This window comes from Thermoleptolyngbya sichuanensis A183, assembly GCF_013177315.1.
Taxonomy (GTDB): domain Bacteria; phylum Cyanobacteriota; class Cyanobacteriia; order Elainellales; family Elainellaceae; genus Thermoleptolyngbya; species Thermoleptolyngbya sichuanensis.
In genome coordinates this window covers 3,308,850-3,334,244 of sequence record NZ_CP053661.1, presented here as the reverse complement: position 1 = coordinate 3,334,244, position 25,395 = coordinate 3,308,850, and the positions used below count along the sequence as shown (strand labels likewise).

The 25,395-nt window shown below is 55.3% G+C and carries 19 protein-coding genes; 10 read left to right on the top strand and 9 right to left on the bottom strand.

Annotated elements, in window-relative coordinates; translation table 11 throughout:
• Nucleotides 1–426 precede the first annotated feature (426 nt).
• Nucleotides 427–1,599 carry a transposase gene (locus tag HPC62_RS13905; protein ID WP_172353422.1) on the top strand — a complete coding sequence of 391 codons (1,173 nt, stop codon included), beginning with the start codon at nucleotides 427–429 and terminating at the stop codon, nucleotides 1,597–1,599.
• Between the two features lie 296 nt (nucleotides 1,600–1,895).
• Here HPC62_RS13905 and HPC62_RS13900 read toward each other — a convergent pair whose 3' ends face one another.
• Entirely contained in the window at nucleotides 1,896–2,192 is a 297-nt protein-coding gene (locus HPC62_RS13900) for a hypothetical protein (protein ID WP_172356609.1), read from the bottom strand.
• Nucleotides 2,193–2,734: 542 nt separating this feature from the next.
• On the opposite strand from HPC62_RS13900, the gene HPC62_RS13895 reads away from it, so the two are divergent.
• Nucleotides 2,735–4,306 (top strand): AAA-like domain-containing protein, encoded by a 1,572-nt coding sequence (locus tag HPC62_RS13895; RefSeq protein ID WP_172356607.1) that lies wholly within the window; start codon nucleotides 2,735–2,737, stop codon nucleotides 4,304–4,306.
• Here the strand turns inward: HPC62_RS13895 and HPC62_RS13890 are convergent.
• Nucleotides 4,281–5,327 (bottom strand): DUF6816 family protein, encoded by a 1,047-nt coding sequence (locus HPC62_RS13890; protein ID WP_228721625.1) that lies wholly within the window; start codon nucleotides 5,325–5,327, stop codon nucleotides 4,281–4,283. The two genes, HPC62_RS13895 and HPC62_RS13890, sit on opposite strands and share 26 nt — an antisense overlap.
• 436 nt (nucleotides 5,328–5,763) lie before the next feature.
• On the opposite strand from HPC62_RS13890, the gene HPC62_RS13885 reads away from it, so the two are divergent.
• Both HPC62_RS13885 and HPC62_RS13880 read left to right on the top strand, forming a co-directional pair.
• On the top strand, nucleotides 5,764–7,635 hold the full coding sequence (locus HPC62_RS13885) for a GGDEF domain-containing protein (RefSeq protein ID WP_172356605.1): 1,872 nt from the start codon (nucleotides 5,764–5,766) through the stop codon (nucleotides 7,633–7,635).
• Nucleotides 7,636–8,174: 539 nt separating this feature from the next.
• On the top strand, nucleotides 8,175–8,462 hold the full coding sequence (locus tag HPC62_RS13880; RefSeq protein WP_172356596.1) for a hypothetical protein: 288 nt from the start codon (nucleotides 8,175–8,177) through the stop codon (nucleotides 8,460–8,462).
• Nucleotides 8,463–8,719: 257 nt separating this feature from the next.
• Here the strand turns inward: HPC62_RS13880 and HPC62_RS13875 are convergent, their stop codons facing one another.
• A complete protein-coding gene (locus HPC62_RS13875) occupies nucleotides 8,720–9,703 on the bottom strand; it encodes an alpha-ketoacid dehydrogenase subunit beta (protein WP_172356594.1) in 984 nt (327 codons plus the stop codon).
• Between the two features lie 209 nt (nucleotides 9,704–9,912).
• Nucleotides 9,913–12,360, bottom strand: coding sequence for a M48 family metalloprotease (locus HPC62_RS13870; RefSeq protein ID WP_225906693.1), 2,448 nt, complete (start codon nucleotides 12,358–12,360; stop codon nucleotides 9,913–9,915).
• A gap of 1,050 nt (nucleotides 12,361–13,410) precedes the next feature.
• Between HPC62_RS13870 and HPC62_RS13865 the strand changes: the two genes are divergently transcribed.
• Nucleotides 13,411–14,643 (top strand): efflux RND transporter periplasmic adaptor subunit, encoded by a 1,233-nt coding sequence (locus tag HPC62_RS13865; protein ID WP_172356592.1) that lies wholly within the window; start codon nucleotides 13,411–13,413, stop codon nucleotides 14,641–14,643.
• Between the two features lie 121 nt (nucleotides 14,644–14,764).
• Nucleotides 14,765–17,938, top strand: coding sequence for an efflux RND transporter permease subunit (locus HPC62_RS13860; RefSeq protein ID WP_172356590.1), 3,174 nt, complete (start codon nucleotides 14,765–14,767; stop codon nucleotides 17,936–17,938).
• Between the two features lie 80 nt (nucleotides 17,939–18,018).
• Here the strand turns inward: HPC62_RS13860 and HPC62_RS13855 are convergent, their stop codons facing one another.
• Nucleotides 18,019–18,729: a Uma2 family endonuclease gene (locus tag HPC62_RS13855; RefSeq protein WP_172356588.1), complete on the bottom strand. Its 711-nt coding sequence runs from the start codon at nucleotides 18,727–18,729 to the stop codon at nucleotides 18,019–18,021.
• 192 nt (nucleotides 18,730–18,921) lie between these two features.
• Nucleotides 18,922–19,392, bottom strand: a complete 471-nt coding sequence (locus HPC62_RS13850) for a thiol-disulfide oxidoreductase DCC family protein (RefSeq protein WP_172356586.1) — start codon at nucleotides 19,390–19,392, stop codon at nucleotides 18,922–18,924.
• Between the two features lie 322 nt (nucleotides 19,393–19,714).
• Here HPC62_RS13850 and HPC62_RS13845 point away from each other — a divergent pair, with 322 nt between their 5' ends.
• On the top strand, nucleotides 19,715–20,605 hold the full coding sequence (locus tag HPC62_RS13845) for a 4-hydroxybenzoate solanesyltransferase (protein WP_172356584.1): 891 nt from the start codon (nucleotides 19,715–19,717) through the stop codon (nucleotides 20,603–20,605).
• A gap of 218 nt (nucleotides 20,606–20,823) precedes the next feature.
• Here HPC62_RS13845 and HPC62_RS13840 read toward each other — a convergent pair whose 3' ends face one another.
• A complete protein-coding gene (locus tag HPC62_RS13840) occupies nucleotides 20,824–21,831 on the bottom strand; it encodes an SDR family oxidoreductase (protein ID WP_172356582.1) in 1,008 nt (335 codons plus the stop codon).
• Nucleotides 21,832–22,037: 206 nt separating this feature from the next.
• On the opposite strand from HPC62_RS13840, the gene HPC62_RS13835 reads away from it, so the two are divergent.
• On the top strand, nucleotides 22,038–22,469 hold the full coding sequence (locus tag HPC62_RS13835; protein WP_172356580.1) for an ArsR/SmtB family transcription factor: 432 nt from the start codon (nucleotides 22,038–22,040) through the stop codon (nucleotides 22,467–22,469).
• Between the two features lie 157 nt (nucleotides 22,470–22,626).
• Here HPC62_RS13835 and petM read toward each other — a convergent pair whose 3' ends face one another.
• A complete protein-coding gene (gene petM / locus HPC62_RS13830; RefSeq protein WP_306467093.1) occupies nucleotides 22,627–22,719 on the bottom strand; it encodes a cytochrome b6-f complex subunit PetM in 93 nt (30 codons plus the stop codon).
• Between the two features lie 353 nt (nucleotides 22,720–23,072).
• Here petM and pdxA point away from each other — a divergent pair, with 353 nt between their 5' ends.
• Nucleotides 23,073–24,143: a 4-hydroxythreonine-4-phosphate dehydrogenase PdxA gene (pdxA, locus tag HPC62_RS13825; RefSeq protein WP_172356578.1), complete on the top strand. Its 1,071-nt coding sequence runs from the start codon at nucleotides 23,073–23,075 to the stop codon at nucleotides 24,141–24,143.
• A 244-nt stretch (nucleotides 24,144–24,387) separates the two neighbouring features.
• The gene (locus HPC62_RS13820; RefSeq protein ID WP_084781909.1) at nucleotides 24,388–24,609 is read left to right on the top strand and encodes a DUF4327 family protein; all 222 of its coding nucleotides are present in this window, start codon (nucleotides 24,388–24,390) and stop codon (nucleotides 24,607–24,609) included.
• Nucleotides 24,610–24,765: 156 nt separating this feature from the next.
• Here the strand turns inward: HPC62_RS13820 and HPC62_RS13815 are convergent, their stop codons facing one another.
• On the bottom strand, nucleotides 24,766–25,299 hold the full coding sequence (locus tag HPC62_RS13815) for a tetratricopeptide repeat protein (protein WP_172356576.1): 534 nt from the start codon (nucleotides 25,297–25,299) through the stop codon (nucleotides 24,766–24,768).
• Between the last annotated feature and the right edge of the window lie 96 nt (nucleotides 25,300–25,395).

Below are 25,395 nucleotides of genomic sequence, written 5' to 3'. Positions count from 1 at the left end.
CGAATGTAGGAATGATTGAGAGCTAAGAGCTAATTTGTAAAGGAGCCTGAAAGCCTTGTTAATCAAGGATTTCCGAGAAACCGCTTTTCCTGGGCAAACATGACCTCAAAGCCACACATGCCAAGAGTTTCAGGCTTCTTAAGATTTGCTTCATAAAGCAGCTCTAAGCAAATTCAGTTTGAAACGAACGCGCTAGGGTTCAATGGTTCTCCATCTCTATAATTTTTGTATGGAAATGTGTAGAACTCTTGTGTTGTTGTGTTAGCAACTGAAACAGTCGTGTCAGGCGTTTGTGTGGAAATTCGCGCATGAGGCGAGAGGTTCCTGCTGCTTGACTGACAAAACAGGTTAAAGCTGGAACGAAAGCCATGCGGGAAGCAGAGCATGATTTAGGCTGAGAAGTAACCACACAAACCAGTCAAATCAATGTCACCGACTTCCCGTCTTTATGATGCGTTGAATGATTTTCTGCGTCAATGCGACATTCAGTGGCAGGATGCTCGCCATCTGCAAACACTGTGCTGGATGATCATTGGCATGATTGGAAGCCAAAACGTTCATCTCAATGGATTTGGGGTGTATGTGAGGAGTCGCGCTCAAATGGCTCAATCCCACCAACGCCGGTTTCGCCGCTGGTTGTCGAATCGGCGGATCAATGTCGCGTCCGCTCATCATGCGCTGATTGGGCAGGCTCTGTCCAACTGGCAGACCCAACGACTCTACTTAAGCCTCGATACAACGGTCGTATGGAATTGTTTCTGCATCGTCTGGGTCGCAGTGGTGTACCGAGGAAGAACGGTTCCGGTCGCTTGGAAAGTGGTGGCGCAATCAAGCAGCACCGTCAGGTTGTGGACGATTCAACGGGTACTGCGGCAAGCGCAACGGCTGATGCCCGAGGGTGTCGCGATTGTCCTTTTGGCAGACCGAGGGTTTGCCGATGGCAAGTTGATGAAATACCTCCGGGAGAATCTGGGTTGGCATTTCCGCATCCGCATCAAACGCTCCTTCCAATTTCAGCACCAAGGGCAGTGGCGCCAGGTATCGTCGGTTCAATTGCAACCAGGACAAGCTTACTTTACGCCTGCAGTGTCGGTGGGTAGAACAAAGCCCTACGACAATGTTTACCTTGCCTTTGCCCACGACAAACTCAGCAGCGAGAATTGGACAATTGTGAGTGATGAGCCGACGAACTTGCAGACGTTTGCCCAATATCGACTGAGATTTCAGGTGGAGGAGTCGTTTTTGGATTTGAAGTCCAACGGGTTTAATCTCGAAGCCTCCAGACTCAGAGACAAGGTTGCCCTTTCCCAGTTGTGTGGGGTAATCGCCTTGACGATGCTGTTCTTAGTTCTCCAAGGGGTGCAAGTGGTCGCATCCGGCAAGCGTCGCCAAGTCGATGCTCACTGGAAGCGCGGCATGAGTTATCTCAAGCTGGGCTGGAATTGGATTCGGCTGGCTATCACTCACCAGTGGAAGATTCACGTTTATCAGTTCCTCTCCTGTTCACCTGACCCTCAACCTGCCATCGCATCAAGGCGACAACACGATGACTCCCTAAAGCGTGAATTCACTGTCCTCAGCCGTATTCCAGCTTCTTAGTTTTGTCAGTCAAGCAGGAGGTTCCTGTTATTAGCAGGATTATGCTCAGGACATTCTATCGGTTCATCGGTGTCTTGGAAGTCGGAGTTTGTTCATGCATCAGGGAGTGCATCAGCATCGCTCTTGCTTGGTAGAATCAGGTATTCAGCGCGTTGCTGGTTGAGTAATATAGGGAGAAGGGGCTGGGGGATGAGGGCAGGTTGAAAGCTTCACATCGCGTGGATTTTGGATTTTGGATAGGCAGACTGAACCGCCAAAATCCAAAACCCAAAACCCAAAATCGCCCTTATCTGTTCTTACTCGTTTGCGCTAGGGTTGCTGCGGATGTCGCGGTGGAGGTAGCGCAGCACTTCGCCGGGGCGACCGTCGAGGACGATGCCGTGGGGCGGGAAGTCGAGGGCGTGCGTCCACTCGAAGCGTTCGGCGTAGCGGAGCAGGTGCAGACGGTCAATCGCCATCTGCGCGTCTTCAGGCAGGCCGATGATGCAGTGGCGCAGGCGGCGACGGTGGGGCAGTTCGCAGGTGAGCGGGGGCAGCGAAAACTGGGTCGCCTCCGAGCATGGGGACGACCAGGTGTATTGAATTGTCAGCATTTGGGGTTTCCTCCAGGAAACGAGGGGGTAGGAAACCCCGAAATGTTGGCCGCCCACGGACGTGAAGCGCTGGGACAGGGCGGCCTACAATGGACGCAGCCCTGAGACAGCCACGGACTGTCGAGGGGTCAGGCGTTGGTGGGTGCGGGAACACCTGCCAATGCCGTAGATGACTAAACGACCAAAATTTCGGGGGTAAGGGTAAGCCGCGCTGACTTGGGGTCATTCACAGCTTGATGGTTGATTGTAAGGGATGCGATCGCCCCTGGCAAGAAAAAGTTTCATGGGTTCAACACACGGGTTCAACATTAGACCTCTTGCGTGAATCGTTTGGCAGCACCGCCGCCCAACGATTCACGCTCTCAGAAAAGCATTTATGCAAGAGGTCTGAGGTCTATTGAAGACAAGAATTGGGGACAAAGATTGAGAACAAGGACTGGGGGCAAGAATTGGGGACGACCTTGAGCAAACCTGTGATTAGTTGCCGAAGCGAGAAAATAGCTTGATACTGGGGAGGAACCTTGATGCACTGAGACTCTGCCATGAGTGCCTCTTCTGCCTATGAATATCAGGTCGGCGGCAGGCTGCCCGCAGGCGCACCTAGCTATGTCGTGCGACAGGCAGACGACGAGCTATATCGGGCGCTCAAGGCGGGTGAGTTTTGCTATGTGCTGAACTGTCGGCAGATGGGCAAGTCTAGCCTGCGCGTGCGGACGACCCAGCGCCTCCATGCGGAGGGCTGGAGTTGCGGCGTGGTGGATTTGTCGAGCATCGGCAGCCGCGACATCACGCCTGACCAGTGGTATGCCGACCTGATTATGCGCCTGTTGCGGAGCTTCCAGCTTGCCAAGCAGGTTCCTCTGCGGCAATGGCTGGCAGAGCGTCAGGACTTGTCGCCTGTGAATCGGCTGGGTGAATTTCTAACAGAGACGCTGCCTGCGCTGGTGTCGCCGCCGATTGTGATTTTCGTGGATGAAATCGACAGCATTCTCAGTCTGTCGTTCAATACCGACGATTTTTTTGCGCTGCTGCGGGCCTGTCATGATGCGGGGCAGTTGACCTTTGCGCTGCTGGGGGTGACCACGCCCTCTGACCTGATTGCTGATAAGACACGCACGCCGCTGAATATTGGTCGGGCGATCGCCCTCACTGGGTTCCATCTCGACGAGGCCGAGCCGCTGCTGATGGGGCTGGAGGGCAAGGTCGATCATCCCAGAGCCGTCCTGCGCGAAATCCTTGCCTGGACAGGCGGGCAGCCGTTTCTGACGCAAAAGGTGTGTCAACTGGTGGCCCAGCACAGCCGGCTAAACGCCACGCCCGGACGCGCCCCGTGGGAAACGCCCGATTTGCAAACGCCGTTCTTGCAGCAGCTCGTGCGCGAGATCTTGACCAATCACGGCGCAGAGTCGGTGCAGGTGGCGGCAATTGTGGAATCTAAGGTGATTGAAAACTGGGTCGCCCAGGACGAGCCGCCGCATTTACGCACCATTCGCGATCGCCTCTTGAACGACGAGCGGCGGGCGGGCCGCCTGCTGGGGCTTTATCAGCAGATTCTCCAGCAAGATCCTGCAACCCTGTCGGTATCCCCACACTCTATGTTTTCACACCCAGGCAGCGGGCGATCCACAACCCTCACCGACGACAGCCGCGACTCGGTGGAACTGCTGCTGTCGGGGCTGGTGGTCAAGCAAAACGACCGCTTGCAGGTTTACAACCGGATTTATGAGCGCGTGTTTAATGCAGCCTGGGTTGAAAAGCAACTCTCGGCGCTGCGTCCCTACGCGGACGCGCTGGATGCCTGGTTGCAGTCGGGTGGACTGGACGAGTCGCGGCTGTTGCGCGGGCAGGCGCTGGCCGATGCCCAAACCTGGTCGGCTGGAAAAAACCTGCCCGCCGATGACTACCGATTTTTGGCGGCCAGCCAGGCCCTCGACCAGCGGGATATGCAAACGGCGCTGCGGGCCGCAGAACAGGCTAACGAAATTTTGCAAACTGCCCAGTTGCAGGCGCGGCAGACGCTTCAGCGGGGGATTGTGCTGCTGCTTTTGGCAGGGGTGGGGCTGGCGGCAGCGGCGATCGCCCTTTCGGTTAGTCTGTGCCGGGTTCGGGGATAAACTCCAGCCGATAGCGGTAGAGCGCAACGGGGCGATCGCCCGCCGCAAAGTAATCGGGGTCTTGGGGCGATAGATAAATTGCCGTCACTTGGTCAGCAGTAATGCGGGGCAGTTCGTCGGGGTGCAGTTGATAGGCCGTGCTGGTTTCCACCGTATTGAAGTAGATTTGCGGCGATCCTAAAAACTCCTGCTGAAAGACCTCAGTGGTAATGAACTCTGAGGGACTGGGCGTTTCCACCCCCCGCGCCACCACCGTAGACACCAACTCCTTGGCCCCCAGCACGCTGTCTTCCGACTCGTCGCGCAGCAGCGTAATCTGGCGGTTGGGATTTTTGGGATCAACCTTCACCGCCAGCACCGGACTTTTCTGATGGGGCTTGTCTAGATACGCTTTCGCCAGGTTCAGCCCGTTAAACGCGCGATCGGCGACGACTTGCGGCTTGCCCAACAGCGACGGCGGCAGCGGCAGCCCCCCAAAGCGATTGGGCAGCGTCGCCACAAATCTCGCCTGAAATGGCACTGGCTGGTTGAGATACTGCCGATTGCCCTCAAACCCAGGGGTTGTGATCTCTGGGGCCAGCGGCGCGACCAGATCTACCAGCGTTGTCGTCACGTTCCAGGTGCCCTCAAACCAGTCGGGATAGACCAGATCGCCCCTGGCGCTGGGCAAGAGTGGCTTGCTTTGCCAGTCGGGAAACTGGGCCAGGCGATCGCCCAGCGGCCCTGCCTGTGCGGTTCCAGCCGCTCCCAGCCCAACCCACAGCAGCAGCAACGCCACCACCAGCCCGATTCGTCTCAGGACGCACCAGCCGCCAGTGATCTTTTGGGATACACTCCTCACTGGAGTTTTAGAAAGCTCCAAAGATCGCTCTGGAGTCCAGGCCGCCGCCCCCAGCAATTTTGCGGAGCCGTTGACCAGGTATGGTTTCAGAGTAGACATGAGAACGGAGATGGGCAATTTTGCGGAGACGATTGCCAGACGTTTTGCAACGCTGGGGGCGATCGCTCGTTGCGTTGACACCGCCTTCACCGGGCACCTTCCTGTAGGTCTGATTTTCTGCAAAGCTACCATACAATAGGTTTTTAGGGGATCTTTAGCGAGTTTTTGGAAGATTCGCAAGCTCTTTGGGTGCCTACGCTGGACGAGGGGCGATCGCGACGATTCTGAGAAATTTTGAAATTTGGAGAAACTCAGGATAATTACTGAGATCATCACCCAGTAAATTCAAGCAATTGCCTGAAGTATGGCCGATAAATTACCAAAATGCGTCTAATCTAGGTATTAAAATCAAATTTTCTAAAATTCCGCCCAAATCGACTCTTTGGGAACAATATGAGAAGGCAAGCTTGCTTTATATGAAAAGCTAACTTGCTGGATTCCAGCAAGGCAATCAGATCAGTCAGATCGGTCGTATCAGTCATTTCTAGCGTTGGCACATACCCGCTAAGTGCGGTTTATGAATCACTCCCAATTTGAACAGTGGCTCCGGGCACTCCCGCGCGATCGCCCTCACCATAGCAATCTCACAATTCCACTTCTGCAATCGGTTGATTTTTTGGGCGACCCTTCGCAGGTGTCTGCGTGGCTCGATCGATTGCCGCTAGGCATTGCAATCTATCAAAAAGATGGCTGTGCTGTGTTTCTCAATCAAGTGGCGCGGGACATGATTGGCATTGCCCCATGCACGTTCTCAGATATTTCCTTAGACACTGCCCTAAGCACTGCCCTGGATACCCCAATGTCAGTTTGTCCGATCTTTCAGGCGGGCACGGGGCGGCTGTACGCTACCGAAGCATTGCCCATCTCTCGCGCCCTGCGTGGCGAAAGCTGCACAGCCGACGATTTGGAAATCCGCCGTGCAGAGCGAACCGTTCTGCTGGAAGCGCGGGCCGTGCCATTGTGCAACGGTCAGGGCGAAGTTTTAGGCTGTGTCGCGGTGTTTCAAGACATCACGCTGCGGCGACAGGCCGAGCGATCGCTCGTCACCCAAAACCACGCCCTGCGGTCAGAAATTACCCAAAAAACGGAGGCGTTACATCATCAAAAAATAGAAACGCAGGCCCTGCTCGATGCCATTCCCGACCTGATTTTTCGCGTCAGCGACCAGGGCATTTATCTCAGCTATCTCAAGACGAATCATTTGACTGATCTAATCCCGCCAGATGTCAACCCGGTGGGAATGCGGGTGTCTCAGCTTTTGCCAAAAGAAGTCGCCCAGCGCAAGCTGCATTATTTAAGAGCGGCCTTTGCCACGCAGCAGATTCAGGTCTATGAGCAGCAGGTTTGGTTTGGCGATCGCCTCCAGTATGAAGAAGTCCGCATTGTGCCCTATGGCCCTACCGAAGCGCTGACGATGATTCGCGATGTCACCGACCGCAAATCCGCAGAAGAGGCGCTGCGCCAGAGCGAGGCAAGGTTTCGCGCCGCCTTTGACCACAGCGCCGTGGGCAGTTCCATCAATGCCCTCAACGGTCAGATTCTGGCGGTCAATGCTGCTTGTTGCGATTTGCTGGGCTACACCGAGGCTGAACTGCGATCGCTTACGTTCCAGGCCGTTTCTCACCCCGAAGACTTGGCTGCTGACTTAGCGATGGTGCAGGAATTAATCGACGGTAAGCGAAACTCCTTTCAGATGGAAAAACGCTATATCCGCAAGAGTGGAGAAATTACCTGGGCACTGCTGAGCGTATCGCTGGTACGAGATGCACAACAAAATCCGCTCTATCTGCTGGCGCAAATGCAAAACATCACCCGGCAAAAGCGGGCCGAAGAGATGCTGATTCGAGCCAATCAGGAGTTAGAAGCCCTCGTCAACATTGACGGACTGACGCAAATCGCCAATCGCCGCCGCTTTGACCAGCACCTCAAACAGGAGTGGAATCGGCTCTTGCGAGAACAGCAGTTTCTCTCGCTGATTTTGTTTGATGTAGACGAATTCAAACGCTTTAACGACCACTATGGACATCAGGAAGGCGACGACTGCCTGCAAAAGCTGGCTGAAGTTGCCAAGCGCGCGGCGCAGCGTCCGGCGGATCTGGTGGCTTGCTATGGTGGTGAAGAGTTTGGCGTGATTTTGCCCAACACCGATATGGCAGGGGGGCGGGCGATCGCCGAAAAAATTCGCCTCGGCATCCAGGCGCTGGGCATCCGCCATGAGTATTCTCGTGTGGCCCGGGTCGTGACGGTTAGCCTTGGTGTCACTAGCCAGATTCCCACCTCTACGCAAACTATTGAAGCCCTGATGGCGCAGGCCGACCAAGCCCTCTACAACGCAAAACGTCGGGGCCGAAACCGGACTGTGGTCTACCGGGACTTCGACATGTCCTAATCAGGCTTTGCAGATGTAGCAAACTCTAGCAGGACAAAATAAATGGACCAATTAAGTACCAATCAAGTACCGACGGGAGTATCGGTACAGATTGCTTAATTTAATTAAACTCAAGGCGTTACGAAATTTATTGGTATTCGCAAAACTTATTTACAAATTGAAATATCAAACTTCGTAACAAAAATGAAAGCAAGGTTCCAATTTTTAGGGATTCATTTCTTAAAGAAACGAGCCTATATTGTTACATTTCATCACTTCAGAAAAATCTCTAAAAGTCCTTGCACCAAGACCGTTTCAGGCTGTTTGAACCTCCTTTTTAGGAATTCACGCATTAAATCTTTTTGCAATCCATCGTTTGAGTTTTTGATCTGCGCTTGAATAAAAGTATTGAAAAGAAGCGCAGTTGCGCGATCTCCTCAGGTGTTTCCCTAGAATCTTGCGTTTTACCGAATAGGTAGCTGCAAAAGAGGATGGGCGATCGCTGGGGGGCGGTTGCAGGTGCGTCGCCTTAATAAATCCATCTTTAGGGGTTCGCTGCAATGAACTGGTTTGCCCAACTCACTCGACTCATCCTCGACTTTTATCGGGAGAACCCGGTCGAGCTACGACAGTTGCAAGGGCTAAAGGCATGCCGACTGTCTCGCCGCTGGGGAGTGCTGCGAATTGAGTGTCGCGATCGCCAAGTCGCCGAAACCCTCCTTGCTGCTCAAGACTTGCTCAAGGAGCCGATTTCAGAACTCCGGATTGCTCACCAAATCAATATTCTGGTCAACGGAGTGTTGATTAGCAGCCTGGTTGTGGACCCGACCAAGCTCACCTTTTCGTAGCCTGGTCGGAGATGGGTTATTGATATCTCTGCGCGACATCTCTGCGCTGACATCCGTCCTGCTGGCTGAGCGATCGCTCGGTCTACTTTTGTTTTCAGAGCGCATCGAAATCAGAGCGCATCGCAAAAGGACTGGCAGGGGCGATCGCCCAGCGATTCCCCCCAGCGATTTCCACAGAAGAACACCGCTACACCCCAGTCCTGTCGCACACTAACGTTTTTCGCGTATTTCTCGCGTGTTTCTCGCGCAGGGCTGAACTACACCTTCAGCGCCACCAGCTTTTGCACTGCTTCCACAATTTGGGCAGGTTGCACAATCGTCAAATTCTCTAGCGTGCCGTTGTAGGGCGTGGGAATATCCTGCGAAGCGAGGCGAATCACGGGCGCGTCCAGTTCGTCAAAGAGGCGATCGTTAATCGATGCCGTAATTTCTGCGCCGATGCCGCCAGAGCGCATACATTCTTCCACAATGATCACACGATGGGTCTTGCGAATTGATGCACCAATCGTCTCAAAGTCCAGCGGCTTCAGCGAAATCAGGTCAATCACTTCCGGGTCAAACCCCTCTTTCTCCAGGGTCTTCACCGCCTGCATCACGTGGTGGCGCATCCGCGAATAGGTCAGGATGGTCACGTCATTGCCTTCGCGCACGGTCTCTGCTTTGTCCAGCGGCAGCAGGTATTCTTCCTCTGGCAAATCCTGCTTCAGGTTATAGAGCAGCACATGCTCAAAGAAGATCACAGGGTTGTCATCGCGAATGGCAGACTTTAGCAATCCCTTAGCATTGTAGGGAGTCGAGCAGGCCACCATCTTTAGCCCAGGTACGCCCTGAAAATAAGCTTCTAGCCGCTGGGAATGTTCTGCGCCGAGCTGCCGCCCCACGCCGCCGGGCCCGCGCACCACCAGCGGAATCTTGAAGTTGCCGCCGGAGGTGTAGCGCAACATTCCGGCGTTGTTGGCAATCTGGTTAAACGCCAGCAGCAAAAAACCCATGTTCATCCCTTCGATGATGGGACGTAGCCCCGTCATCGCCGCCCCGACGGCCATCCCCGTAAAGGCATTTTCGGCAATTGGCGTATCCAGAACGCGCAAATCGCCGTATTTCTTATACAGGTCTTTGGTGACTTTGTAGGAGCCGCCATAGTGCCCCACGTCTTCGCCCAACACGAACACGGACGGGTCACGCGCCATCTCTTCGTCGATTGCTTCACGCAGGGCGTTGAACAGGAGGGTTTCTGCCATTGGAATTGCTAATTTTGGTAAATCACTCAATCTAGAATCATACCCTGGTTGTCTCTCATCTGTTTGAAAGAGATGCACTTTTAGACGAGAGAAGCGACCGAGGCTTGACAGAAGCGACCGAGGCTTGACTGGCTAGCCAAAATCGCCAATCCAAAATCGCCAATCGGTGCAAGATAGATTCCTGCCAGCGTTGCTGCCTGCGCCGCGCTCTAGGCCAGCACCGACGGCAGCACAAACGCCAGCCCAATCAGCAGCGCCCCAAACAGCAGATTCCAGAAGCGGTGATAGCTGCGAACCGTCCACTTGGCGGGGCAGTCTAGCCGAATCAGGTCCACCCAGGGCATCATGCCGCGTCGGAACCAGCCCACCGCACTGACGGACTGGTGGATGAAGCTTTCGGCCTGACTTGCGCCAAACAAGAAGTTGCCCAGGGGCCCAAAGCGGGACGAATAGCGCAGCAAAATCATCCCTGTTGGGTCTTGCAGCTTGATTTCTGAGCCATAGGCATAGCCAGAGTCGCCTTTGCCAATAATTTCGCCGCTTAGCTTGACCGGACGACCCCGCAGCGGGCTGGCGTAGGGGTCAGACATGAGGGTGAGTATGTCCATCGCCGGGGCGCGGTTGAAGTCGGGATACATGACGAAGGTTTTGAACAGTAGCCCGATGCCGCCACCCAGCAGTGCAGGAGCGGCGATCGCCCCCAGGTTGCTCGCACCGCTTTGGTAGAGGGCGATCGCCACGAGCAGCCCCAGCCCAAAGCCGATCCAGTCTGCCCAATACAGCAGCACATCCAGCACAAAGTTGCCATAGAGCCGCGTTTTGTTTAGCCCGCGCCCTTCACGCACCACCTGCGCCATGTCGAACTCTGCACCCAGCCCAAGCTGTTCGGCATAGGTGCTGAGGGCGCGGACACGCTTGCCCGTTAGCGGGTGAGTGGAATTTAGCTCCATCCAGGCCGCCCAGGGGTTAAACATATCCCAGAGAAAGACGCGCCCCACCTGCACCGGGCTTGCTGCCACGCGGTAGGCTGTGCCTGTAAATCCGGCGCTGTTGCTGTCGGCAATGCCCAGCGTGCGTGTACCTTGCAGCACCTTGCTGGGCTGGGGGTTGTGCTGTCCCTCTTCCACAATCCCGTAGGCGATTTTCACCAGCGCCCGCGACAGCCCGTTGGGGTTGCCCGTCACCTCGGCGGCAAAATGGTCTGCATAATATTCCCGCGTGCGCGACAGATACAGCACCAGATATTCGCCTAGAACATAGAACACGTAGGCGGCGATCGCCACACTCCGCGTCCCCAGCTTGAGCCGTCGCGCCATTTCGCTGTCGCCCAGCCAGTCCTGGGCCTCTCGCAGATACACATACAGAAGATACGTAATCTGGACCAGCGTTGCCGCCAGCGTCATCACGGCAAAGTCCCAATGCACGACATGGCCCAGTTCGTGGGCGTAGACCGTGGCCACTTCGTCATCGTCCAGGTACTTAAACAAGCCCTGGCTCACCACCACCCGCGCCGTGTTGGGCAGCGAGCCGTAGGTAAAGGCGGTGGGGTTGTCGTCGGGAATTAGCCCCAGGCGAGGCTGAGCAAGCTTCTTTTGCTGGCAAACGGTGCGGATGACGCGGCCCGCCTCCGGACTGCGCCGCTCAATATCCGACAGCGAGACCCAGCGCGTGCCATAGAGCCAGCCCTGCACCACATCCATGATCAGCGGCGACAGGAAAAAGACAATGGCATTGAACAACAGGGTTGCCACCAGCGCCAGGCCCAGCCCCGCCGTGGGGTTGTCGCTGCCATGCAAAAACAGCAGCGCCATGCAGAGCGCAAACACCATGCCAAACAGCAGCGTGATCGTCATGCCCGATGCCAGGGCCAGGCTGCTGGCTACGCCTTTCATCACCAGCGAGACTCCGCCGCGAGGGGCGCGGGTTTTGGTGGGACTAAGGGCGGAAGGTTGGGTGTTTGAGATTTTAGATTTTAAATTTTGGATTTTGGGATGCAGGCTGGCTGCGTTGGCGAGGGGGGCTTCGAGTTGGGTTGCTTCGGCTTCGGGTTCGGGAGCCAGCGTGTTGAGGTATTGGCGGGCCCAGAGCTGCACGAATTCTTTTTCGTGATGCAGCAATCGACGACAGAGGGCGATCGCCGTCTCGGTTTGCCCATTGCCGTTGTAGGCTTTCACCAGCCACATCTGGGCTTGGGCGAAATCTTTGTGATGGGGATTGGCGGATCGGCAGTACGTTTCCAAATGCTCGACGGCTTCGGCAAAGCGCTTGGTTTTCAGCGCATGATTACCCCGATTGAACAGGTCGAGGGCTTCTTCGGCGCTGAGCTGGGGCAGGTCGGCGGTGGGTGCGTCGGTGGCGGCCGATCCGGCGGTGTCCAGGCCGATTGCAGGCGCAGCGGATAGCGTGGGCAGCAGGTTCATAGCCCAGGTTTGCACTTGGGGCGGCGCGTCGGTGCTGAGCTGCTGACAAAGGGCGATCGCCCGCTCTGCCTGCCCACTGTCATAGTAAGCCCGCACCAGCCACATCTGCGCCTGGAAATAGAGCTTGGACTGGCGATCGGCGGTCTGGCAGCAAGCCATCAGCGCTTGAATCGCCGCTTTATACTGCTGCTGTTTAACTGCTTGAATGCCCGATTTCAGGAGGTTCTCGGCCGTCATGACTCGTACTCCCCAAGAGACAATGAGGTATCAAATTGAACACGACACCTCTAGGGTTCCCATCTGAGAATCTTCCTTATTCTTCATCGCCAAAACTTGCGTTCCCGGAGTCTGCCCCAATCCCGCAGCCTGATGGGAGTAACCCAGTTGGAGGATGCTGCAGCAGGGCGATCCCGCTACATTAGTTGACTATTCGTGCAATATCATGAATAAATACTTAGATGCGCAAGAAAAAATTATAAAAATTGCCGTAAAAACACCGACATTGAATAGTTAAGGGCATAAAATCAAGGTGAGCCTGACGGAATGTCTTGAATATGGTTCAACTGGTATCAGTCAGAATAGCGGGCGAAGAGGTAAGCAAAATCACCTCTCTAAGACCTGTCAGTGGTAACCTGTTGAAGCCTATGGCTTTCCTTTTGCCTATTCTGATGAATTTAAGCGCGAGTATCTCAGAATGTTATTTCAATGACATGGGTTTTCGCAGCATCGAACGAGTCAGAGGGAGTTCACCATGACACGGTCATTATTTATTTGGGTCAAGCAAGTTGGTGAATTATTACCTAATGCCTATGATTCAGATGTTTCGTCAAAGGTGGGTGAGTTGGATGCATTGATGCATTGAAGATCTTTGTTGGGGCAAAAAGCAAAATCTGGCTCTAGGCTGCTGTTGACCGCTGCCGATAAGGGATCTTAGGTCGGGTTCTGGGCAACCAGAGTGCGGAAACATTCCGGCCATTGTGGGCAATGGTTGCAACTTGGAAGCGCTATTTTATGTCGCCGATAGCTCTGTACAACTTGGTAGCTCCATAGGAATGGTTTGAGGATAGGGCAACACGTCAGGTAGCGCCACTTTGTATGTCGCCGGTTGAAGTTATGAGATCGCTTGGTGGCTTGTGGCTTCTTGACTGTTATGGTTTGGTGCTAGCAATGCAGTTCCGGCAGTATTTTATGACTAGAGTATTCACATCTTTGTTTCGGGTTTATTTCGCTAACTCCAGGTTTCAACGTGAGCGTAGGGTGTCGCGTCGGGGTTCGCTACTTAGCGCCATGCTGCTGTCAATGGTTGCTGGGGCCTGCCAGAGCGGCCCGCCAGAAGTACAGGGCGGCCCGCCTCCTGTGCCTGTGGAGTTGCAAACTGTGCAATCTAGTACGGTGCTAGAAACTTCAGAGTTTGTGGGCGCACTGGAGGCAGAAGATCGGGTTGTGCTGCGTCCCGAAGCCGATGGGCGAGTGGTAGAAATTTTTGTGCGTCCGGGGGATGTAGTGCAAGCACGAACCCCGATTTTGCAACTGCGGGCTGACCGCAGCCGTGCAGAGGTCAGTGGGGCGATCGCCAACCTAGAGGCTGCACAGTCATCCCGAAACACAGCAGTAGCTCGGCTCCGAGCCGCAGAGGCTGATGCCGACCGCGCAGCAGCCGATGTCAGCTTAGCAGAGTCAGATTATCGCCGCATCGAGTTGTTGGTGTCGGCCGGCGCGCTATCGCGGCAAGAGCTAGACCGAGCGCGAAATAGACGGGATACGGCGATCGCCAGCCGTCGAGCAGCAGAAGAGAACGTGCGAGCGGCCGAAGCCTCACTGCGCGAAACCGAGTCCCAAATTGCCCGCGCCCAGGCAAATCGCAACATTGCTGTTGAAGACCTACAAGATCGGCAGGTGATTTCGCCGATTGCGGGCGTGGTGGGCAATATCCCGGTGAAGGTGGGTGACTTGGTCACGCTTAGCACTACGCTTACCAGCATTATTCAAAACAGCACGCTGGATTTGAACATTGCTGTGCCCATTGAACGATCGCGCCAACTCCGGGTCGGGCTGCCAGTCGAGCTATTAGACGAACAGGGAAAACCTGCTCTGCGCGGTCGCATCAGCTTTGTTGCGCCGGAGGTCAGCAGCGGTGAGCAGTCGGTTCTTGCCAAGGCCAGCTTTACGAACGACGGCAGCCTGCGCGATGGTCAACTAGTTCGCACTCGTGTTGTTTGGAGCAGCCAGCCGGGGCTGCTAGTGCCCACTGCCGCCATCACCCGCATCGCTGGACAAACCTTCGTTTACATAGCCGAACAGCCCGAAGTCAATCCGGATCAGCCCACACCGCCCAACGGCCAATCCGGACAGCCGCCCATGCAGGTGGCCCGCCAGCGGCTTGTGCAACTAGGCGACATCCAGGGTAATAGTTATCGGGTCATCTCTGGTCTACAGCCAGGTGAGCAGGTGGTCGTGTCGGGCGTGCTAAACCTTACTGAAGGCACGCCGATTATGTCCGCTCAGGCAATGGCGCAGTAGGAGTTTGGGATTTGGGGTTTGGCTTCGCGTAAACACCAGCATTCCAAACAATCCAAGCCCTTCTCTTGTTGCAACTTAGTGTGCTAGACCCTTAATCGCTGAACCCTCAATCCAACTCCACATGTTTGCCAACTTTTTCATCAAACAACCTGTTTTCACACTAGTTTGCGCCATTATCACGGTGTTTTTGGGATTGGTGGTTCTGCCAACGCTGCCGATCGCCCAGTTTCCTGATATCGCACCGACGCAGGTGGTGGTAACAGCAAATTATCCAGGGGCAGACGCAGAGACTGTAGAGAATACCGTGACAAATATTCTAGAGCGGGAAATTAATGGTATAGATGGGCTGCGCTACATGAGTTCTAGCAGCGGCAGCGATGGCACCAGCCAGATCACTGTTACCTTTACAGCAGGGCAAGATTCGGACATTGCAGCGGTGAATGTGCAGAACCGAGTAGCTCGGGCCGAGTCTCGTTTGCCAGAAGTGGTAACCCGTACGGGGATTAAGGTAGAGCAGTCGTCTAGCGACTTCCTGATGGCGATCGCCCTCTACCCCACCAACGGCGAATACGATAGCTCTTTCCTCAGCAACTACGCCGACCTGTACATGGTGGAAGAATTGCGGCGGATTCCGGGGGTCGGGTCGATCCAGATTTTTGGAGAACGGAAGTTTGCCATGCGCCTCTGGCTCGATCCAGCGCGGTTAGCAGCACGGGGTCTGACGGTGCAGGATGTTACGAAGGCTATTCGCGAACAAAACATCCAGGTAGGCGCAGGGCAACTGGGGCAACAACCTGCCGATCCGAACCAGGAATACCAAATCAACCTGCGGGCTGATAGCCAGCTCAAGTCCGTCGAAGAATTTGAAAACCTAGTGCTGAAGACGGGAGAAGGCGGCAACTTGGTGCGCCTGAAAGATGTGGGACGGGCGGAACTCGGTGCAGAGAACTATGCGACTTTCTTGACTTATAACGACATAGAATCTGTTGGTTTAGGGATTACGCAACGTTCCGGTTCCAATGCGCTAGAGACGGCGGCTGCCGTTCGCCGAGAGTTAGAAAACTTGAAACGTTCCTTTCCGCCTGGCGTTGACTATGCCATTGCGTTTGATGTCACAAGCTTTGTGCAGGTTTCGTTACGAGATGTGGTGTATACGCTAATCACCGCTATTCTGTTGGTGATATTAGTGCTGTTTTTTTTCCTGCAAGATTGGCGAACCACGCTGGTTCCAGCGGTCGCCATTCCTGTTGCGCTGATTGGGACTTTCGTATTTATCAAGATATTCGGCTTCTCAATCAACACACTGACCTTGTTTGGTTTGACGCTGGCGACAGGTATGGTGGTGGATGACGCGATTGTGGTAGTGGAGGCGATCGCTGCCAAGGTGCAAGATCGCGGCATGAACCCGTTTCGCGCAGCAGCAGAAGCTATGAAAGAGCTGTCTGGCGCGGTGATTGCAACTTCGCTGGTGCTGATGGCGGTGTTCGTCCCGGTGGCGTTTTTTCCCGGCACAACGGGCGCAATCTATCGCCAGTTTGCGCTGACGATTGCTTTTTCTATCGTCGTGTCTACATTCAATGCGCTGACCTTTTCGCCTACGATGTCGGCACTGCTGCTGCGGCCCCGTTCCGACCACCAGGGCTGGCTGGGGCAACAGTTTGAGCGATTTAACGGATTTCTGGAGAGTGTGCGGCAGCGCTATCGCCGATCGCTCACAGTGCTGTCTCGGTTGAAGTATTGGGTGCTAGCTGGGTTTGTACTAGCGCTGATAGCCACGATCTGGGTCTATCGAGTTGTTCCCGGAGCCTTTTTGCCAGAAGAAGATCAAGGCTATTTTATTACGCTGGTGCAGGCTCCCGAAGGCGTGTCACTTAACTACACCAAGAAAATCCTGGATGAAGCCTCAGCCGAGGTACGCAAAATTCCAGAGGTAGAGTCTAACTTTGCTGTGACGGGCTTTAGTTTCGGGGGTGTTGCACCCAACCAAGGCATCATGTTCACCCTGCTGAAGCCGTGGGAAGAGCGTAAGGATCGGGGACAATCCGTCCAAGAAATCATCGGGCAAATCCAGATGAAGTTCTTGGGAATGCCCAAAGCCCGAATTTTCTCGCTAAACCCGCCCTCGATTCAGGGCTTGGGCAGCTTCGGCGGCTTCCAGATGGAAATGCAGGATCGCAGAGGAAACATGCCCCTGGACGAGTTTGTAGGCTACCTCAACGCCCTAATAGGAGTTGCCAACCAGAATCCCAATTTGCAGGCAGTGTTCTCGACCTATTCTGCCAGCACACCACAACTGGTTGTGAATGTTAATCGAGAGCGGGCAAAAGCGCTGCGTGTGAATATTGATGATATTTTCTCCACCCTCCAAAGCTTGTTAGGCTCGAACTATGTCAATGACTTTACGTTAGATCGGCGCAGCTACCGCGTTTATGTGCAGGCCGACCAGCAGTTCCGCGCCCGGCCGGAAGACGTGAACCAACTCTACGTCCGCTCTGCTGCCGGAGATATGGTTCCCCTGGGCAACTTGGTAACGCTGACCCCAACCACCAGCGCCCAGTCGATTACGCACTACAACCTGCTGCGGTCGATTTCGGTGCAGGGCAGTGCAGCGCCGGGAAGAAGTTCTGGTCAGGCGATCGCCACGATGGAGCAGGTTGCCCAGCAGGTGCTTCCACCTAGTCTCGGGTTTGAGTGGACTGGCACTGCTCTAGAGGAAATCGAGTCGGGCGGGCAAGCACCGCTGCTGTTTGCCCTGGGGCTGCTGATGGTGTATCTGGTTCTGTCGGCGCAGTACGGCAGCTTCGTAGATCCGGCGATTGTTTTGTTTGCGGTTCCGCTAGCGGTGTTAGGGGCGATGGGAGCGCAGCTTCTGCGGGGGCAGGCCAACGACGTGTATTCTCAGGTAGGTCTGGTGATGCTGATTGGTCTGGCGAGTAAAAACTCGATTTTGATTGTGGAATACGCCAACCAGTTGCGCGAGAAAGGCTTGCCCATTACCAAAGCAGCCATCGAGGCAGCACAAGAACGACTGCGACCCATTTTGATGACGGGCTTTTCTAGCTTGGTAGGCTTTTTCCCGCTGGTAATTGCTACTGGAGCCGGGGCCGCTAGCCGCCGTTCGATCGGGACAGCTATTTTCGGCGGCTACCTGCTGTCTACGTTTCTCAGCCTGTTCATGGTTCCCGTGCTATACATCATCGTGAAAAAGCTGACGGATCGCTTTATGCCTGAATTGCCCACGCCGCCTGCCGATTTTGAAGATTTGGAGGAACCGCTGTCGACAACGCAGAAATAGGGCAACGCAGAGATAGGAGGGCAGTAAACTTAGTAAGTTGTGTTAGTAAGTCGTATTAGCAAGTCATGCAACTCGCTTGTCTAGGTTGCACGACTATTTGGCGATCGCCCCTCCAGTTCCTCCACAAAGGCCTGATGCGCCGGGTCAGCCAGCCCCGCTTGCAGCACATTTAGCATCTCGATCATCCGCCCCTCTAGCAGCGCGGGCGCGTCCAGCCACAGCCCCGGAAACACGCTGATGCGAATGATGCCCTCCGCATCGGGTTCCACCAGGACGTATTCTTCTGCCTGCAAGCGAAACCAGCTCAGGCGGTTCTCGAAGGTCTGCCAGACCAGATATTCCTGCACCCCGTTGCGGCGATAGGCGTTTTGTTTGGCTCCCAGGTCGATTGCAGCGCTGCTAGTGGCAATTTCTGCAATCAGTTCTGGCGCTCCTTCGATATAGCCGTCATCACTAATTGTGGAGGTTCCGCCCACCTCAATCCGCAGCAGCGCATCCGGCTGGGGTTTGTTGTCCATGTCCAGCCGAGTCGTCGTATTGTCTGAGCCGCTGACACCCGGCGTTGCCACGCTATAGACCCCTAGCCAGGTGATGAGATTGAAATGCGGGTTGCCATGAAACGTTCGGACGGGAGATGCCACGTAAACCACTCCTTCGATGAGTTCTGCTTTGAAATGCTCTGGGGTTGCCTGGTAGCGGCGCTCAAACTCGGCGCGGGTGAGGCGATCGCCACTTTCCAGCGGCGGCATCGGCACAGAGCGGGCAGGCTGTTGAGGATGTTGCAACACCATTGGCGACTCTCTGGGGCAATCTTGGGACAATCTTGGGGCAATCTTGGGGCAATCTTGAAGCGGCACGCTTAAAGCATCGAAGGAGATGGCGCTATTTTAACGAACGGCTACCTCCGCATAAAGCGTCTGCAAAAGCCCCGTTTGACCAGGGCTGAGTCTGCAACGCATTCATCGCTGACTAGGCATCGCGGGCTAGGCGTTGTGCTGGCTCGACTCCTGCGGTGAGCCATCGGGTTGCAAATTGCAGTCGCCCAGTCCGCACATCGGATAGGCAGACTGGTAGAGGCGATCGCGCTTGCCAAACAACGCATAGCGGTTGTCGCGGACTTGTTCATAGAGGCGATCGCCCGCCCACTTCACCCCCGGCAGCGCCCGATAGGCTGCGACAAACCCGTTGCCCAGCGGCAGCAGTCGCCCAATCTCTTCGGCTGCATCACTGCCCTGCCAGCGCACCTCCGGCGCATCTGCCCGCAGCAAAATCATTCCCATTTCGCAGTCCTGCGGCGTAATGCCAAACTGCGCCAGCGTCGGTTCATCCTGCATTGGCGCATATTGAAACATCTGGCCGCGATCCAGCGATTCCAGCAGTTTCACCAGATTGACGCAGAGATTGCAGTTGCCGTCGTAAATCACGAAATAGGGTGCGCTGGCTGACGAACTCATAGCATCTGGGAAGGAAGGATTGCGAACGTCAGTCATAGCGCTCCGATAAGCTCCGATAACTTGATGAATTCGTCCAGAACCTACGCACTTGCGATAGGCTCTTTGGGGTTTGGACGATTTCTCGCGGGCGTAGCCCGCGAGAAATCGTCCAACTGCGTAAGTCCTATCGTCTTTGTCTCTATTCTAGAAACTGAATGGGGGTGAATTCGGTTGCAAACTGAATTCTCGATTTCCTCATTTCTTTATCTTTCCGCTATCGCCTGCAACCCTGTAGGCTAAGGATAAACGCATTCATTCCCCAAAGCTTTTGGCAACTCAACCTATGGTGACTCATCCCTCGCCCCAACCCGAACCGACTTGGCTGAAGGTGGTGCGCCTCTTGCGCTGGGACAAGCCCGCCGGACGGCTCATTTTGATGATTCCGGCGCTGTGGGCGGTGGTGCTGGCGGCGCGGGGCAATCCGCCGCCGATTTTAATTGGGGTGATCGTGCTGGGGACGCTGGCCACCAGCGCGGCGGGCTGCGTGATTAATGACCTGTGGGATCGCAACATTGATCCGCAGGTGCAGCGCACCAAAACCCGGCCCCTGGCCTCGCGGGCGCTGTCGGTGCGGACGGGCATTGCGGTGGCGCTGGTGTCGATGCTCTGCGCCTACGGATTGTCGCTGTATCTAAACCCGCTCAGCTTTTGGCTCTGCGTGGCGGCGGTTCCGGTGATCGTGCTGTATCCGCTGGCAAAGCGGGTGTTTCCGGTGCCGCAGTTGGTGCTGTCGTTGGCATGGGGCTTTGCGGTGCTGATTAGCTGGAGCGCGGTAACGGGCACGCTGGAGCCGGAAACCTGGCTGCTGTGGGGCGCGACGGTGCTGTGGACCCTGGGGTTTGACACCGTTTACGCCATGGCCGACCGGGAAGACGATTTGCGCGTCGGGGTCAATTCCAGCGCAATTTTCTTTGGGCGATACGCGGCGCAGGCGGTGGGCGCATTTTTTACGGCGACGGCGGTGCTGCTGGGGAAACTGGGTAGCTTGATGGCGCTGGGCTGGGTCTATTGGATGGCGCTACTAGGGGCGATCGCCCTATGGATCTGGCAATACCTCCGCCTCCGTCGCACCCCCACCGCCGCCCCAAATCCCGCCCTCTATGGACAGATCTTTCGGCAAAACGTCTGGGTCGGCTTTGTTTTGCTTGCGGGGATGGCCCTTGGCTTTTTCTGAGATTCGCGATTTTGGATTTGCGATTTTGGATTTGCAATTTTGGATTTGCGATTGGGCTTTCTAGCAAGTTTGTTCGGGGTGCCGCTGAGGGGTCTTGAGATAGAGCCAGATCACGTTTAGTCCAAGACACGTCAAAAAGAGGGCAGGAGCAAGACCCCCACCCCCTTTCTGCTAACGTTGCCCAGCAGTGTCCTAAAATCAGCGCCCCAAATTCTGCACTAGGGCTTGGGTTCTTCGACCTTTTTGAAGGGCGATCGCTTCATTTTGCGCTTCATCGCCTTCTCTTTCGCCTTTTCTTTTTCGTACTCTGCTTCCTTCAGCTTTTTCATGATCAGGCTGAAGTATTCCTGCATATAGCCTTCCAGCGTCGTCAGTTCCTTGGGGTCGATGCCGAAGACCTGATAGGTTTCATCCATCGGCGCGGTCAGCGGCTTACCCGTTGCCAGCACTTCGGTAAAGGCGAGGCGATCGGCCTGGTTCCAGCCCCACTGAAAGAACCGGGCAATCTTGCGGGCGGCTCGCAACAGTTCCAGCGGCATCCGCGACACCTTAGATTCCTGCCCCGACAGACGCTCACACAGGCGGATGATTTCATACGCGCCCCAAGGCCGCGACCCCACGACCGGGAAAGTGCGGTTAGCGGTTTCCGGCACCTTCAGCGCCCGCACAGCAAACTTGGCCAAATCCTGCGTGTCGATGTAGGCGATCGGCGACGTTTCCCCCGTCACCCAAACAGCCTGCTTTTCGAGAATAGGAATGGCATACTGCCCGATTAGCCCCTGCATAAAGCCAGCCGTCCGCAGAACCGTGTAGCTCAGCCCTGATTCTGCCAAAAACTGCTCTGTGCAGTGCTTGATTTCCATCAGCGGCACGTCGGGATATTTCTCTGCATCCAGGATGGAGAAGAAAATGAAGCGCTCGACTCCGGCCAGCTTGGCCGCCTGAATCAGCGCCACCTGCCCTTCCCAGTCCACCTGGCGCACGCTGAGGGAATCTGTGGCACGAGCCGTTGCCGCGTCAATGACCGCTGTAACCCCTTCAAAGGCAGGGGGCAACGTCTCCGGTTCGCACAAATCTCCCAGCACCAGCTCTGCGCCCCATTCCCTGAGAAACGAAGCCCTACGGAAGCTTCGCACCAGACAGCGCACCGGATAGCCTTCATCCAGTGCGCGACGAACCACTTGTCTGCCCAGGGTGCCCGTCGCACCGACCACGAGTAACATCATTATAGATTTCGTCCGAAATCGTTAACTTTTTATAAGATACACCTTTCATTCTCTAATATTTCGGCCTGCTAGAGAATCCGTTTTTTTGCGAGACGCGCTGAATAGCAAGCAAATTGCTAGGCTAGAGAGAGATTCACCTGTGCTGTGCAGGCTGTAAAGCGGCTTGCAGTTTGTCAAATCTTTATCAAAGCCCAGACCTCAGACCTATGCCCAAAGCAGTGTCCCAGAGGAATTCCTCTCCGCTTCGAGCGGCTGTCAGCGCGTCTATTCCTGAGAATAGCCCCAGTTGTGCGACGGAACATCCTGTTGATCTGGAGCATGTGCGGCAGGCGCAGCGGGGGCTGCTGAGTGTCGAAAAGGCGCAGCGGATGGCAGAATTTTTTGCGCTGCTGGGAGATGCCAATCGTCTGCGGATCGTGTCGGCGCTGGCTCAGCAGGAGCTCTGCGTCTGCGATCTGGCAGCAGTGGTGAAGATGAGCGAGTCGGCGGTGTCTCATCAGTTGCGATCGCTCCGATCGCTCCGACTGGTCAGCTATCGCAAGCAGGGGCGCAACGTGTTCTATTACCTGAAAGATAGCCACGTCCTCAATCTATACCGTGAAGTGGCAGAGCATCTGGACGAGCCAGAGGATAGCTGAGGCGTTGGATTTCGGATTTGCGATTTTAGATTTGCGATTTGGGGTTTGGGAATGCGCTTGGGGAGGGCTGCCTGGTTTTTCGTGCGCTTTGTCGTGTGACCGATCGACGGGGACGCAGCACAGTCTTACAGAAAACCAGGCCAGCTAACCTCAAAAATTACTCTTCGCCGCCTTGGAGCTTCAGCAGCGCAAAGCCCAGCGCTAGCCCCACCAAGATTAGAGTAAATGACAAGAAAGTTGCGTTCAGCATTTCACCGCTCATGTGTTCGATATCTCCTTAGTTTGTTTGCTTGAATTGATTGAGTGGGATGACGTGGGTTTGCGAGCTTGGGAACTGGCGATCGCCCTCAATGCCGCCTTGAGAATGCCGCCATTAGGAAAGCGCTGCCGAGAAAGCGCTGCGGCATAAACCTAGCGTTGACCGGGGTCGAGGTTGCCAGAGCTTGCACCATGCACTTGCACCATGCATTTTAAGGCAGTTTGCAGCCCGTTTGGTGGATTGGCTAAAGGTTCCGCTGATTTGATGAATTGTGCTTGGGGGCTTGGGGCAGGCATTGTCCGGTGTTTTGCGAGGCTCAACAGGTATTTAGCGAGGAGGAAGCAATGGTGCAGCCAAGAGTGGCGATCGCTCTGGGAGATCCGGCGGGGATTGGGGCGGAGGTGGTGCTGAAGGCGCTGGCGGCGCTGGCGGATGACTCCCCAGAAGACCCACCAGAACCGCCCAGCAAAATCACGCTGGTCGGCAACCGCGCTTTGCTGGAACAGACGTGCGATCGCCTCGTGCAGGCAGGGTTCTCCTATCTCCCTGACTTCTCTACGCTCGACCTGCTGGAGGTGCCGCTCGACTCGGCGCTGGTGTCCCAAATTACGCCAGGAGCGGAAAGCGCTGCTAGCGGCGAGGCCAGTTTTCGGTTTTTGCAGACGGCGATCGCCCACACGCTAGCAGGCAAGTTTGACGGCATTGTCACTGCGCCCATCGCCAAGTCTGCCTGGAAAGCGGCGGGTCATGTCTATCCGGGGCAAACGGAATTGCTGGCAGAACAGGCTGGAACGACGCGGTTTGGCATGATGTTTGTCGGGCGATCGCCCCATACAGGCTGGACGCTGCGGGCGCTGCTAGCAACGACGCATATTCCCCTGCGGCAGGTGCCCGATGCCCTCTCGCCCGATCTGATGACGCGCAAACTGGGGCTATTGCTGGACAGCCTGCGGGACGATTTTAGAATTTTGCAGCCGCGAGTGGCGATCGCCGGACTCAACCCCCACAGCGGCGAACGGGGCCAGCTTGGGCACGAAGAATTGGAGTGGCTGACCCCCTGGATTCACCAAATGCGGCAGCAGCATCCCTACCTGACGCTAGACGGCCCCATTCCGCCAGATACGCTCTGGGTGCGGCCGGGCCAGGCTTGGTTTGGCACGTCGCGCCCGGTGCAGACCCACGATGCCTACCTAGCGCTGTATCACGATCAGGGGCTAATTCCCGTAAAGCTGATGGCGTTCGATTGCGCCGTCAATACCACAATCGGGCTGCCGTTTGTGCGGACTTCGCCCGATCACGGTACAGCCTTCGACATCGCGGGTCGGGGCATTGCCGATGCCAGCAGCATGAAAGCGGCAATTCGGCTAGCGATCAGCCTATCCGCACAACGGCTGATCCTTCAAAATCAGTCTTGATTTTAGTAAGTTCGTATTACCAAAATGTTATGGTTTCGTGACTTTTTAACATTTTTTAATCTCACTACCGGGAAACTGGCGTGAGAATAGATATGGTTCAGTATACTGAAATACAAAAGGTAACACTGATTGTAAATAAACGCTAACTTTTGATACAGAGTGTTTCGTTGAGTGTTCCTACGTAGGTCAGTCATGCTTGAAGCACTCACGACGTTTCGATAGTTCTAGCGCAGAGGTCGAAATCATGCTCCAAACCGTTCAATACTCTATGGATCTCCTTCAAGACGAAGCCCGTCAACTGGTTCAAAAAGGGATTGTCAGCCGTCAGCAGCCCATCTACGTCCTCTGCAAGTACATTCCTGCCCGCGAGTGGGCCTGCGTTGAGTGCGAACTTGAAAAATGTGACTTTTTGTTGCGCGATCGCATCGGCGATCTGCTTGGCCATGAAGAGTGGGACAACGACTAGGCAAGCTTAGCTCCAGAACCGTCTGGAGTGACTCTAGCGACACAACCGTACAACTACGGAATCCAAAAAAGTCAACCGGGGATCTCTACGCATAATGGCGGAGTGCCCCGGTTTTTTTGTCCAGTACGAAACGGAATCACGTTCGGTCAGCGCAGACTAGGCAGGCGTGGCGACACGCCGCTTGAGGGACTCGGTGCGCCGTTTGGCAGTGCCGTTTTTCGGGTCAATGGCCAGCGCTTGCTCGTAGGCTTCGATTGCCTGGGTAACCAACTGCTTTTTCTCGTAGGCAAAGCCTAGATTATTCAAGGCAGTAACGTACTTGGGCTGCTTTTCCAGCGCTTCTTTGTATTGGCGAATGGCCAGGTCATATTGCTCCTGAGCGGCATAGGCATAGCCCAGTGCGTTGTAGACCAGAGCCGCGTTCTCGGCTTCTTTCAGGTCTTTGGACTTGAGCGCTTTTTGGAACTGGGCGATCGCCTGCGAATAGAGCTTCTTGTCCAGATAAATGCTGCCTAGTTCATAGTATTCCTGCGCCGTGCCGGGGCCCTTGGTGAGCTTGTTTTGCAGGCGCGTCAGGGCGGTTTCGACCTTGCGGGTTCTAAGCACTTGGCGAAACAGGAAGATACCCGCGATCGCCAGCAGCGCCACCAGCACACTGAGATAGACAACGGGCAGCAAGCTATCGTCCATAACCTTTAACTTCTAACTTCAGCTAAAAGAAAACTAGAAAACTATAAGAAACCCAAGAGAAATCAGACTCAACTCGATCGAGCGCGGCCATTATCC